The sequence below is a fragment of the Sphingobacterium endophyticum genome, from assembly GCF_009733535.1.
Lineage (GTDB): Bacteria > Bacteroidota > Bacteroidia > Sphingobacteriales > Sphingobacteriaceae > Sphingobacterium > Sphingobacterium endophyticum.
The window spans coordinates 15265-27893 of sequence record NZ_SMMI01000010.1 but is presented as its reverse complement, the minus strand read 5'-3'; the positions used below and the strand labels follow the sequence as shown (position 1 = coordinate 27893).

Genomic DNA, 12629 nt, shown 5'->3' with positions numbered 1-12629 from the left:
AAGACTACCAATTTTGATTTTTATATCAACCAACCTATTTCATAATGCAATTAAAATACTTTTACATAATATGGTTATTGACCATATTATTAATACCAAACCAATCCATTCGCGCTCAAATCGATGTAAAGCTTAATAATAATCAGGTCTTTAGATATGATCTTAAAAAAGGATCTTTTTCACTACTTGAAAACAATATCCCTGTATTTGAAAATGCAGTTTCAATCTTTCAATTAAAAAATCAAGGCCCTATTGAAGTAAAATCTGCCAATGCAAGAGCGCTAAAGCAAAAATTCAAAGATCAGGTAGGCTCTGGCATTTGCTATTCTATAGAACATCCACTAGCAAATGGAATTAAAGCAATACAGAATTTCTATTTTTATGAAAAGAATCCCTCTTTTATTTTGGAATTAGTTATTAAGGGTAAAAATATTTCATCAAATACCCTTATTCCAATAGCCCTTAAACCGCAACAATTTTTCTCTGGCAATCCCATAACCACAATTTCCGTCCCCTTTGATAACGACACCTTCATTTCCTACCATCAAAATGAACTCGAGAATCAACCCTACCAAAGTGCTGAAGTCGGAATCTTATATGATAAAACTAATCAAAAAGGCTTAATTACAGCATCTTTAGACCAATCTACTTGGAAAACAGGAATTCTTGGTAATAAAGATTCACTAAACCACACAGAATTACAAGTGATAAACGGTTTTACGGACGTGAATATCACAAGAGACTCCATTAAACATGGGTTTGTGAATGGAAATATCATAAAATCCTCTAAAATTCTGTTAGAATTTTCAAACAATTGGCAGGATGGAATGGAAAGCTATGCAAAACTTCAAAAAAAATTATTCCCACCAAACATAAAAGGCTGGACAGGTGCTATACCGATTGGATGGAATAGTTGGGGAGTTATACAGGATAAACTCTCCTGGGAAAATGCTACTGGGAATGTGGATTATTTCAAAAACAAGATTCCAAACTTTAGAAATGAAAACGGAAAGGCTTTTATCGATTTGGATTCATTTTGGGACAATATGGTTCCCGGAGGAATGGGAGGTGATTATAGTAAACTTAAGGAATTTGTAAACTATTGTAAAGCAGCTGGCTTGGAACCAGGAGCATATTGGGCACCATTTACTGATTGGGGGTACAAATCCGGACCAAACAGAAAAGCTGAAGGGTCCGATTATGCTTTTGCTGAATTATGGACTAAAACTGACAATGGATTTCACGACTTGGATGGCGGTAGAGCCTTAGACCCCACTCACCCTGGAACTCAAGCAAGAATGAAATTTATTCTTGAGAAACTGAAAGAATGCGGCTTTAAAATGATTAAAATTGATTTTCTTTCCCATGCATCTATAGAATCTACATCTTTTTACGACCCTAAAATTACAACTGGCATGCAAGCATATGCTGTTGGAATGAAATACTTGAATGAGGTATTAGATAATCAAATGCTTATTTATGCGGCCATCTCTCCTTCCATAGCGACTTATCGGTATGCACATATGCGAAGGATCGCCTGCGACGCTTGGAAGACCATGGAGCAAACAGCATACACCTTGAATTCTGTTACTTTCGGTTGGTGGCAAACTTTCCTTTATGATTTCATCGATGCTGACCATGTAGTTTTTACTGGAGAATCTAACAACACTAATATTGCTCGTCTGTTATCTGCAGTTGTTGCCGGTCCAATTATATTGGGCGATGACTTTTCTAAAAATGAAGAATGGCAAACGTCTATGGAACCAATCCTACAAAACCCTGAAATCCTTAAAATTGGAAAAAATGGCAAAAGCTTTAAACCGCTTCAGGTAATTCTCGACAACAAAACAAGTAATCTTTACCTGAAAAATGATGCGGATCAACTATATTTAATAGCGTTCAATTTCAAAGATGAAAATTTAACCCTCACGTATGATCTAAACAAAGAGGGTTTGGATGGGAAATTTAAAATAAAGGACCTAATTAGTCAGGAAGAAACTTCAACAGACTCCAATATCAATATTACATTTCAAACCTCCGGTGCAAAAATATTTAAACTAACGCCAGAATTATGAGTTAGCTAATACCAAATTTATCTTCATAAGCTTTCTCTAAAGCAAACATTTCATCACGTAATTTCGCAGCTTCTAAGAATTCCATTTCTTTGGCTGCTTTTTCCATTCTCTTACGTACAGTTTCGATCGCTTTTTTCATTTCCTTATCACTCATATATTCTATTAAAGGATCTGCTGCAACTGAAGCTCCTGGTTCTGGTTCCACATAAGCCTTAGGTTCTCCTTTAAAATCGGCAACTGAAGTTTGTTCAAGAATCTCTTCCTTCGTTTTTCCTACCGTTCTAGGCGTAATACCATGCTCTAAATTATATGCAACTTGCTTCTCTCTCCTTCGATTGGTTTCTTCAATCGTTACACGCATGCTATCTGTCATTTTATCTGCATACATGATAACACGACCCTTATCATTCCTAGCGGCACGACCAATAGTTTGGATCAATGATCTCTCGGATCGTAGGAACCCTTCCTTATCTGCATCTAAAATGGCTACTAAAGTTACCTCCGGCAAATCCAACCCTTCTCTCAATAAATTGACGCCAACTAAAACATCAAATTCCCCCAGGCGAAGTCCTCTTAATATTTCAACTCGTTCCAATGTTTTCACCTCCGAATGGATATATCTGACCTTAATATTCAGTTTAGTCATGTATTTCGTAAGTTCCTCAGCCATCCTTTTAGTCAATGTTGTTGCTAGGATACGTCCGCCTTCCTTGATGGTCTTATCAACCTCTTCAAGGAAATCATCTACCTGATTGATTGCTGGTTTTACTTCTACTACTGGATCCAATAATCCTGTTGGACGGATAACTTGCTCAACTACTACACCTTCTGTTTGTTGTAGTTCGTAATCTCCCGGTGTGGCTGAAACATAAATAGTTTGATTCGTAAGCGATTCAAACTCAGGAAAATTTAAGGGTCTATTATCTAATGCTGCCGGTAATCTAAATCCGTGCTCTACCAGGGAAATTTTCCTAGACCGATCCCCACCATACATGGCTCTCAGTTGTGGAATCGTAACATGGCTTTCATCAATCACTAATAAATAATCCTCTGGAAAATAATCTAACAAACAGAATGGACGCATTCCGGGATCCCTCCCATCAAAAAATCGTGAATAATTTTCTATCCCTGAACAATACCCCAATTCTCGCATCATTTCCAAATCATAATTAACACGTTCCTCTAAGCGTTTTGCTTCCAACATCTTCCCTTCATTTTCCAATTGCGTTTTCCTCGACACTAATTCATCTTGGATAGACCAAATGGATTGGGTGAATTTCTCTTTCGGTGTAACAAATAAATTTGCAGGAAACAATGCTAAGCTTTCATGTTTTTCTAGCGTCCTGCCAGAAACCGGATCGATTTCACTAAGCTCATCGATCTCATCTCCGAAAAATGAAACCCGATACGCAGTATCCAGATAAGCCGGATAAACATCAATCGTGTCCCCTTTTACTCGAAATGTTCCCCTCTTAAATTCAGATGTGGTCCTAGCATAAAGGATTTCTACTAACTTATGTAAAAAAGCATTCCTACTTATGGTAGTCCCTACTCCAAATCGGAATATTGATCTTGAGAAATCTTCAGGGTTTCCCATACCATAAATACAAGAAACAGACGAAACAACAATCACATCGCGCCTACCAGACATTAATGAAGAAGTGGTTGCAAGACGTAATTTTTCAATCTCTTCATTAATAGCTAAATCCTTCTCAATATAGGTGTTCGTATGTGCAATAAACGCTTCTGGCTGATAATAATCATAATAAGACACAAAATAATTAACCGCATTATTAGGAAAGAATTGCTTAAACTCACCATACAATTGAGCTGCCAATGTTTTATTATGACTGAGAATCAAAGTTGGTTTCTGAGTTTGTTGGATTAGGTTAGCAACCGTAAATGTTTTACCAGATCCTGTTACTCCCAACAATGTTTGATATGTTTCTCCTTGATTTACTCCCGCTACTAATTGTTCAATTGCAGCTGGCTGATCGCCCGTCGGTTTATACTCTGATGTTAATTGAAATTTCATAGAATGCCTTTCGTACCCCTAAGTTATCAAATTTTATTCCCTTTCTAGATATCTTGATTGCAAACAAAATAATCCAAAAAATTATTGTTATTTTGGTATTCAACAAGACTTTTTGTCATGGTCACAATCTTAACTAAACAAAACAGCATCGCAAATCATTTCTTAGCAGAACTAAGGGATGTTAACATTCAAACCGATAGAATGCGCTTCAGACGTAACCTTGAACGATTGGGAGAAATCATGGCCTATGAAATCTCCAAAACTTTCGAATATAAAAGTTCCGATGTTGACACGCCTCTAGGGGTTGCAAACACACATCTTTTAAGCAAGCAACCGGTCATAGCAACTATAATTCGTGCAGGTTTACCATTTCATCAAGGGATTCTAAACTATTTTGACTCTGCTGATAGTGCTTTCATCGCAGCATTTAGACATACCAAAAAAAGTGGTGAATTTGAAATTCATAAAAAATATCAGAACACACCTAATCTCGACGGCAAAATAGTAATCATGGCTGATCCCATGCTTGCTACCGGAAGAAGCTTAGTCTTATGCTGTAAAGATCTCCTAAGTGATTACGATATCAAAGAATTACATATAGCCACGGTGATCGCATCTGAAGAAGGATTGCAACATGTAAGGGCTTTTCTTCCCGATGTCCATATTTGGGTGGGGGCAGTAGATAATGAATTGACCAGTAAATCCTATATAGTTCCTGGATTAGGTGATGCAGGGGACCTTGCCTTTGGAAATAAAGAATAATCATTAAGTTTTAATAAACAAATAATTAGCAATTAATTAACATATAACACAAAGATAATGAAGTACATATCCGTAAATTTAGTTAACAAATTTTCATACTATGGAATGGCAAAAATACAATGGAGAGACATTAAAACGTCCTTTATGGTCCGCAGTTGAAGAGACCATCATTAGAGAAAAAAAGGCTGGCAATAAACTCAAAGTCTTTATTGGTACTGACTCTCAAGTTAAAAGAGGTACCGTTGAGTTTGCAACTGTCGTAGTTTTTCTCAGAGAACACCGTGGTGGTTTTATGTTTATCAGAAAAGATAAGAAAAGCCACAACATGACAATCAAAGAAAGAATGCTCTTGGAAGTTCAGCATTCAATCGAAACAGCCTATGAACTTTGTCCTCTATTAGATCAGCAACAAATCGATCTAGAAGTCCATGCAGACATCAATACTAATCCCAATTTCCAATCCAATACCGCACTCAAAGAAGCCATGGGCTATATTCTTGGTATGGGTTTTATTTTTAAAGCAAAACCTGAATCGTTTGCAAGTACAAATTGTGCCAATAAGCTAGTTCAATAATCCCATTGTAGAACTTAGCAGAATTAATCTCGTCTTTAATTATCTCATTAATTAAAGATTTTATCAATTAACACCCTTCTTTGACCTAATCCATTAGGCCAGTCGAAATCTTCTCCCCTAATTATTCCATCAAATTCTAATTTTTTTCCCATCAAAGGATCTCTTGAAAAATAATACATGTTATAAAGTTTTTATCTTTAATCCTTAAAACAAGTTTCTCAATTAAAACAATGGACATAATCCAGCAGCTTTTCAACCAATTCTTAATGACTTCTTCATTGGAATGGTTGGCAACTATTACAGGGTTTTTATGTGTATACCTCGCCGCTAAACAAAATATATGGAATTGGCCAATCAGCATCGTTTCAGTACTAACCTATTTATATATTTTCTATCAAAATAAGCTATATGGTGACTCTTTATTGCAGCTATATTTCTTAGGTACAGCAGTATATGGATGGTATTATTGGAACAAAAGAGCTCATTCCCAAGAAAAGCCAATCAGTTCTTTAAGCACTAGACAATTCTTCTGGACGATTATAATTATTCTGGCCGTTTCTGGAATACTCGGCTTTGTCCTCGATAAGTTTACGGATACAGACGTACCCTATGCTGATGGTTTTTGTACCGCAACAAGTTTCGTCGCTCAATTTCTCATGACTCGAAAAGTCCTTCAAAACTGGCTTTTATGGGTTTTTGTAGATATCTGTTATATTCCACTTTATTTACACAAAGATTTAGTTCTTACATCCTTCCTTTACCTTGCTTTTGCAGTGATTGCATGGAATGGCTATAGAGATTGGGGCAAAACCTTTAAAAATTTTCAGTAATATTGCCTTTCCATGAAATCATTAAAGGAATCTCTTTTAAAAATTGCCGTCGTTGGCCCAGAATCTACTGGAAAGTCTACAATGGCAAAGTTTCTTGCCGCAAATCTCAATACGGTCTGCGTCCCTGAATATGCTCGCTATTATTGCGAGAATTTAAACAGACAATACAGTCTGCAAGATGAAGTAAATATGTTTCATGGTCAAATTGCATTGGAAGAAGCCATTATTCCATTAGCCAATAATCAATTGATTATCTGTGATACAACAATATTGACTGTAAAGATTTGGTCAGATCATCTCTTTGAACATACCCCCGAATTAGTTACTGATGAAATTAAGACGAGAAAATACGACTTATATCTCCTGATGGATATTGATTTACCATGGGAAGATGATCCATTACGTGATTTCCCTAACGAAAGAGAGCATTTTATGAATGTTTGGAAAAATGAACTTAATAAAGTTCAGGCTAATTATACTATAGTATCTGGCTTGGAAAATCAAAGGCTAGAAAATGGTCTGAATACGGTCAAAGCATTTTTAATGAATTATTAGGCAATTCAAAATAACTTTTAAAACTCCATAACTTAAAATAAAAGCCCTTACTTTTCAGTAAAGGCTTTTATTAAATATCGCTTATTCAAAATATCCTAGCTACTATCTTAACAGGCTATACCTATCTAAATACTAACTACTCAATACTAAATACTTCCCTAATATCTATAAGCTTCAGGCTTGTAAGGTCCTTCCACGGTTACACCAATATATTCAGCTTGTTCAGGAGTTAATTCATCCAATTCAACACCGATATGCGCTAAGTGCAGACGAGCAACCTTCTCATCTAAGTGTTTAGGAAGAGTGTAAACCTCTTTTTTGTATTGATCTGTATTTGTCCACAGTTCCAATTGCGCTAAAGTTTGGTTTGTAAAGGAATTTGACATCACAAATGATGGGTGACCAGTTGCACATCCTAGATTTACTAAGCGTCCTTCTGCTAATAAAATAATGTCTTTTCCATCAATCGTATATTTATCCACTTGAGGTTTGATTTCAACTTTACTATTACCATAGTTTCCATTTAACCAAGCAACATCAATTTCATTGTCAAAGTGACCGATATTACAAACAACCGTTTTATCCTTCATTGCTTTGAAATGCTCAGGTCGGATAATATCTTTATTCCCTGTTGTTGTTACAACAATATTAGCTTCTTTAATGGCATCAGACATTTTCTTTACTTCATATCCTTCCATTGCCGCTTGTAATGCACAAATTGGGTCAATTTCAGTAACGATTACACGGACACCTGCTGAGCGTAATGATTCTGCAGATCCTTTGCCTACATCTCCATATCCGGCAACAACAGCTACTTTACCCGCCAACATTAAATCTGTAGCACGACGAATTGCATCAACTAATGATTCGCGACAGCCATATTTATTATCAAACTTAGACTTAGTAACCGAATCATTTACATTGATTGCCGGTAAATGAAGCGTACCATTTTTCATGCGCTCATATAAACGGTGAACTCCTGTTGTAGTTTCCTCTGAAAGTCCTTTTATTCCGTTGATTAATTCTGGAAATTGGTCAAAAACCATATTGGTTAAATCTCCACCATCATCCAAAATCATATTCAATGGTTGACGGTCTTCTCCAAAAAACAAGGTTTGTTCTATACACCAGTTAAACTCTTCCTCATTCATCCCTTTCCACGCGTAAACTGGAATTCCTGCAGCGGCAATCGCAGCAGCTGCATGATCTTGGGTGGAAAAGATATTACATGAAGACCATGAAACATCTGCGCCTAATTCAACTAATGTTTCTATTAAGACCGCTGTTTGAATTGTCATGTGAAGACAGCCTGCAATACGTGCTCCCTTTAATGGTTTTGAAGCACCAAATTCATTACGCAAGGACATTAACCCTGGCATTTCCGCTTCTGCTAATTCTATTTCTTTACGACCCCATTCTGCTAAAGTGATATCTTTTACTTTGAAAGGTACGTACGTAGTTTCTAATGATGACATAGTTTTCCTTTTTGTTATAGAAGCACAAAAATACTTGATAGCCAACTCAATTCAAAACATTGTGGTAATATTCACTATAAATTGACATTTTCTTGAGGATAGCTCCTTGACTGTCCTGTCTTTTAGACCTATATTTGCATAAATCATTAAGATAAAAATATGTATCCAGAATATTTAGTAGCTCCAATGCGTCAAGAATTAGTGGACGCCGGATTTCAAGAATTAAAAACTGTAGAAGAAGTAGATTCAGCTATTCCAGCTGAAGGTACTGTATTTGTTGTGGTAAACTCAGTATGTGGATGTGCTGCTGCAAATGCTCGCCCTGCTGCTAAGGCTGCCGTAAAAAATGACAAACACCCAGACAAATTGGTAACTGTATTCGCAGGAATGGAAAAAGATGCAGTTGACAAAGCTCGTCAATATATGCTTCCTTACCCTCCTTCTTCGCCGGCAATGGCATTGTTTAAAGATGGTAAACTGGTGCATATGATAGAAAGACATATGATTGAAGGCCGTCCTGCTCAAATGATTGCAGATAACTTAGTTGCTGCTTTCGACGAGTACTGCTAACAATCGTTGTATTTTGATTTTTGAATAAGGAAAAAGCTTCTTTTTAAATTAAAAGAAGCTTTTTCTATTACATTCTATTTCAGCATTTTCTTAGTACATTTGTTCTTTATCATCCAAAAAAGACGATGAATCTTAAAACAAACCTAATATTTCTATCTATTATTGGCTTTTTCCTGAGCTGTACAACAAATAAACAAATTGATCTAATCGTATATAACGCAAAGGTATATACCGTAGACTCAGCTTTTACTACTGTGGAAGCGTTTGCCATTAACAATGGCGTAGTTGTAGAATTAGGAGATTCCCAGGACCTGTTGAATAAATATGACGCAAAGGAAAAAATAGACGTTAACGGAAAATTTATTTATCCAGGATTCTACGATGCCCATGCTCATTTCTTTATGCTTGCAGAGGCAATGGATGAAGTTAATTTGGTCGGATCCAAATCTTTTGATGAAGTATTAGAACGTTTAAAATCTTATGCTGCTGCAAATCCAGATAAAAAATGGATTGTTGGAAATGGATGGGACCAAAACCTATGGCCAGAACAAAAATTCCCTACTAAAGACTCGCTCGACAAATATTTCCCTGAGACACCCTTATACTTAACTCGAGTTGATTATCATGCCGCTCTAGTAAACTCAAAAGCCCTATCAAAAGCCCAATTGGATAGTTCCTATTTTGTTGAAGGGGGCGTAATTTCTATAAATGAGCAAGGAATACCTGATGGTATTTTGATCGATAATGCCATGCAATTGGTGAAAAATCATATTCCTAAAGAACAAAATTCTGCCTTGCTAAAAATCCTTAGACGTGCTCAAGATTCTCTGCTTGCTGTAGGATTAACAAGTATTGTCGATGCCGGCCTTACAAAAGACCAAATCGAGTCGCTCAAAATATTTTATAACGAAGATTCTTTAGCTATCAGAGACTATGCTATGGTTGCGGCAACCAATGAAAGTATAAAGGAATATTTAAGAGCCGGAACATTTGAGTCGGATCGATTAACTGTAAGATCCTTTAAATTGATGGCAGATGGAGCTTTAGGCTCAAGAGGCGCCTGTTTATTACATCCTTACCATGATGCCCCTACAAGTGGGTTCCTTCTTCAAAGCCCTGATGAATTCGATAAAATCATCAAAAAATTAGCAAATAGTAATTTCCAAGTTAATACCCATGCCATTGGTGATTCTGCAAATAGGATTATCTTAGACACCTATGGAAAATATTTAAAAGACGGTAAAAAAAGACGCTGGAGAATTGAACATGCTCAAATTATCGCACCTAATGATTTTGATAAATTTAAAGAATTTCAAATCATTCCTTCTGTACAACCAACCCATGCTACCTCTGATATGTACTGGGCAGAAGAACGCATTGGACCTGAACGAATGAAAGGTGCATATGCCTACAATAAACTTTTAAAAGAATATGGAATGCTTGCTTTAGGCAGTGATTTTCCCGTGGAACATTATAATCCACTCTATGGTTTTCATGCTGCTGTAGCACGGGTCGATAAAGAGGGTTTTCCAAATGGTGGATTCCAAATGGAAAATGCAATCTCCCGTGAACATGCGCTTAGAGGTATGACCATTTGGGCTGCTTACTCCTGTTTCCAGGAGAAAAAAAGAGGCAGTATTGAAAAAGGTAAAGACGCCGATTTTGTAATCCTTGATGATGACATTATGAAAGCACCAAATGAAAAGCTAAGAAATATCAAAACTTTAAGAACTGTCATTGCAGGAAAAACTGAATATTTAAACTCCTCTAATTAATCCTCATGAAGTTTTCCATAAATATTTCCAAATAATTCCCGATAGCAAAAACAAAATCGGAATCCCTAAAACAACAAATAAAAACAAGAAATACTTCAAGAAGTGTGCTGATAAAATATCTCGGTCCACTTCTTGCCCTTTGTAGACATTGCCAAAGCCACTTTCAAAATAATTGTGAATCTGGGCCATTCTTATAAATGCCATATGCTTCTCATTTCTCGGATATGCTTCTAAATATCTAAAATCCCGGATGTTCATACGTTTAAAATGTGTCAAGGATCCATTAATAAAGGTTTCATCTTTTCCTTCACTTAGTTCTTTACCCGTAAATTCCTCTTCATATTCAAACGCCAAAAAAGCTCTTGCATAAGACCTATATGCTTGATCATTCGAAAAAATCGGCACTATCAATAGTAAATTGACGGTATGTTTTCCAAGACCGAAATAACTTGCCTTACTGACAGTCTTTAAGGGAATAACCCGCATCCTATCTACGTACCAATCATTTACCTGAACAAAGGCAGGAGTTTCATATCGTTTTAAATCATTTATACTATTAATTGTTAGCACTTTGCCCAAATTATAGCGTAAACTTTGGGAAATCGGAGAAAACAAAACAGCACTTAAAATCGGAAGGAAAAGAAATAAAATGACCGTCAACTTTCGAACGGATTTTCCGTCCTCATTATCCGGTAGAAGAATCCCGAAAATCTTATTTTTTATTAAGAAAAGAAAAAGTAATGATATAAGTATTGGAATGAGATTGGCGGTCCATTCTGGCCAGATAGCATTCCATGTATAAACCATAAATCCATAACAGATGCTAACAAAAATTAAAATAGCAAATTCAAGAAATAATATAGGTAGGAATACTTTCTTGAAAAACATGGTCTTGTAGATTTATAAACCTTAAAATTAAGGTTTTCAAAAAAAAAATCCTTAGAAATTCTAAGGATTATATTTTATTGCATATCGAAAAGATGTTTTTCAGCATGGTACGATGACCTCACGAGTGGTCCTGACTCAACATACTTGAAGCCCATTTTCAAACCTATCTCTTTATATTTTTCAAATTGTTGAGGAGTTACCCAATCAATAACAGGGTGGTGAGCTTTGGTAGGCTGTAAATATTGTCCAATTGTTAAGATATCAACACCAACATCGAACAAATCTTGCATAGTTTCGATTACATCTTCTTCTGTTTCGCCTAGACCTAACATAATTCCAGATTTGGTGCGTAATCCTGCTTCAGAAATTCTACGTAAACATTCTAATGAACGATCATATTTTGCTTGAATTCGAACCTCACGTGTAAGCCTTCTCACAGTTTCGATATTATGTGACACAACTTCTGGACGAACAGCTAGGACACGGTCTAAATTTTCCCATTGACCTTTAAAATCAGGAATTAAGGTCTCCAATGTTGTTTCGGGACTCTCCCTGCGGATTGCTAAAATGGTCTCTGCCCAAATTTGTGAACCACCATCTTTCTGATCATCCCGGTCTACCGATGTTATCACACAATGCTTAACCTGCATTAACTTAACAGAATTGGCAACACGATTGGGTTCATCTAAATCAACCGCCAATGGCCTTCCTGTTGCAACTGCACAGAATGAGCATGAGCGCGTGCAAATATTTCCCAATATCATAAATGTTGCAGTACCTGCCCCCCAACATTCTCCCATGTTAGGACAATTACCACTTTCACAAATTGTATGCAGTTTATGTTCATCAACCAAACTTCGTACATGACGATATTCTTTACCTACAGGTAACTTAACACGTAACCAATCTGGTTTGCGTTGCGTCTGGTTTGCTGGAATTACAGGAAGTTCAATCATGCAACAAAGTTAATCATATTTACATTATGAATATGAATTGAATGTTAGGATAATCTCATAAAAACTTTGTAACAACTTTTATTGTTAAACAAGTACTAATTTTTTAAGATATTTGTTTTAATTCAAACCCCTAT

Annotated in this window: 11 protein-coding genes; 7 read left to right on the top strand and 4 right to left on the bottom strand. The window is 36.2% G+C overall.

The window, feature by feature from the left end; genetic code table 11:
• The first annotated feature begins 44 nt into the window (after positions 1-44).
• Positions 45-2075 (top strand): alpha-amylase family protein, encoded by a 2031-nt coding sequence (locus tag E0Y80_RS13070; RefSeq protein ID WP_156308127.1) that lies wholly within the window; start codon positions 45-47, stop codon positions 2073-2075.
• 1 nt (position 2076) lies between these two features.
• Here the strand turns inward: E0Y80_RS13070 and uvrB are convergent, their stop codons facing one another.
• Complete coding sequence (uvrB, locus tag E0Y80_RS13065; RefSeq protein WP_156308126.1) at positions 2077-4110, bottom strand: excinuclease ABC subunit UvrB; 2034 nt, start codon at positions 4108-4110, stop codon at positions 2077-2079.
• A 117-nt stretch (positions 4111-4227) separates the two neighbouring features.
• On the opposite strand from uvrB, the gene upp reads away from it, so the two are divergent.
• The 4 genes from upp to E0Y80_RS13045 all read left to right on the top strand — a co-directional run bounded on the left by upp (position 4228) and on the right by E0Y80_RS13045 (position 6831).
• Positions 4228-4872, top strand: coding sequence for a uracil phosphoribosyltransferase (gene upp / locus E0Y80_RS13060; protein WP_156308125.1), 645 nt, complete (start codon positions 4228-4230; stop codon positions 4870-4872).
• Between the two features lie 100 nt (positions 4873-4972).
• On the top strand, positions 4973-5446 hold the full coding sequence (locus E0Y80_RS13055) for a ribonuclease H-like YkuK family protein (RefSeq protein WP_156308124.1): 474 nt from the start codon (positions 4973-4975) through the stop codon (positions 5444-5446).
• A gap of 230 nt (positions 5447-5676) precedes the next feature.
• Entirely contained in the window at positions 5677-6276 is a 600-nt protein-coding gene (gene pnuC / locus E0Y80_RS13050) for a nicotinamide riboside transporter PnuC (protein WP_156308123.1), read from the top strand.
• A 12-nt stretch (positions 6277-6288) separates the two neighbouring features.
• Positions 6289-6831 (top strand): AAA family ATPase, encoded by a 543-nt coding sequence (locus tag E0Y80_RS13045; protein ID WP_156308122.1) that lies wholly within the window; start codon positions 6289-6291, stop codon positions 6829-6831.
• A gap of 158 nt (positions 6832-6989) precedes the next feature.
• Here the strand turns inward: E0Y80_RS13045 and ahcY are convergent, their stop codons facing one another.
• Positions 6990-8306, bottom strand: a complete 1317-nt coding sequence (gene ahcY / locus E0Y80_RS13040; protein WP_156308121.1) for an adenosylhomocysteinase — start codon at positions 8304-8306, stop codon at positions 6990-6992.
• Between the two features lie 159 nt (positions 8307-8465).
• Between ahcY and E0Y80_RS13035 the strand changes: the two genes are divergently transcribed.
• Positions 8466-8876, top strand: coding sequence for a BrxA/BrxB family bacilliredoxin (locus E0Y80_RS13035; RefSeq protein WP_156308120.1), 411 nt, complete (start codon positions 8466-8468; stop codon positions 8874-8876).
• Between the two features lie 125 nt (positions 8877-9001).
• The gene (locus E0Y80_RS13030; RefSeq protein ID WP_156308119.1) at positions 9002-10651 is read left to right on the top strand and encodes an amidohydrolase; all 1650 of its coding nucleotides are present in this window, start codon (positions 9002-9004) and stop codon (positions 10649-10651) included.
• A gap of 3 nt (positions 10652-10654) precedes the next feature.
• Here the strand turns inward: E0Y80_RS13030 and E0Y80_RS13025 are convergent, their stop codons facing one another.
• Both E0Y80_RS13025 and lipA read right to left on the bottom strand, forming a co-directional pair.
• Positions 10655-11539 (bottom strand): hypothetical protein, encoded by an 885-nt coding sequence (locus tag E0Y80_RS13025; protein WP_156308118.1) that lies wholly within the window; start codon positions 11537-11539, stop codon positions 10655-10657.
• Between the two features lie 74 nt (positions 11540-11613).
• Positions 11614-12495: a lipoyl synthase gene (gene lipA, locus E0Y80_RS13020; protein ID WP_156308117.1), complete on the bottom strand. Its 882-nt coding sequence runs from the start codon at positions 12493-12495 to the stop codon at positions 11614-11616.
• Positions 12496-12629: the final 134 nt, after the last annotated feature.

Excerpts from the sequence above, each read along its gene's own strand:
- E0Y80_RS13025 (WP_156308118.1), bottom strand. The coding sequence starts at position 11,539 with ATGTTTTTCAAGAAAGTATTCCTACCTATATTATTTCTTGAATTTGCT.
- pnuC (WP_156308123.1), top strand. The coding sequence starts at position 5,677 with ATGGACATAATCCAGCAGCTTTTCAACCAATTCTTAATGACTTCTTCA.
- E0Y80_RS13055 (WP_156308124.1), top strand. The coding sequence starts at position 4,973 with ATGGAATGGCAAAAATACAATGGAGAGACATTAAAACGTCCTTTATGG.
- E0Y80_RS13045 (WP_156308122.1), top strand. The coding sequence starts at position 6,289 with ATGAAATCATTAAAGGAATCTCTTTTAAAAATTGCCGTCGTTGGCCCA.
- E0Y80_RS13070 (WP_156308127.1), top strand. The coding sequence starts at position 45 with ATGCAATTAAAATACTTTTACATAATATGGTTATTGACCATATTATTA.
- E0Y80_RS13030 (WP_156308119.1), top strand. The coding sequence starts at position 9,002 with ATGAATCTTAAAACAAACCTAATATTTCTATCTATTATTGGCTTTTTC.
- E0Y80_RS13035 (WP_156308120.1), top strand. The coding sequence starts at position 8,466 with ATGTATCCAGAATATTTAGTAGCTCCAATGCGTCAAGAATTAGTGGAC.
- lipA (WP_156308117.1), bottom strand. The coding sequence starts at position 12,495 with ATGATTGAACTTCCTGTAATTCCAGCAAACCAGACGCAACGCAAACCA.
- ahcY (WP_156308121.1), bottom strand. The coding sequence starts at position 8,306 with ATGTCATCATTAGAAACTACGTACGTACCTTTCAAAGTAAAAGATATC.
- uvrB (WP_156308126.1), bottom strand. The coding sequence starts at position 4,110 with ATGAAATTTCAATTAACATCAGAGTATAAACCGACGGGCGATCAGCCA.
- upp (WP_156308125.1), top strand. The coding sequence starts at position 4,228 with ATGGTCACAATCTTAACTAAACAAAACAGCATCGCAAATCATTTCTTA.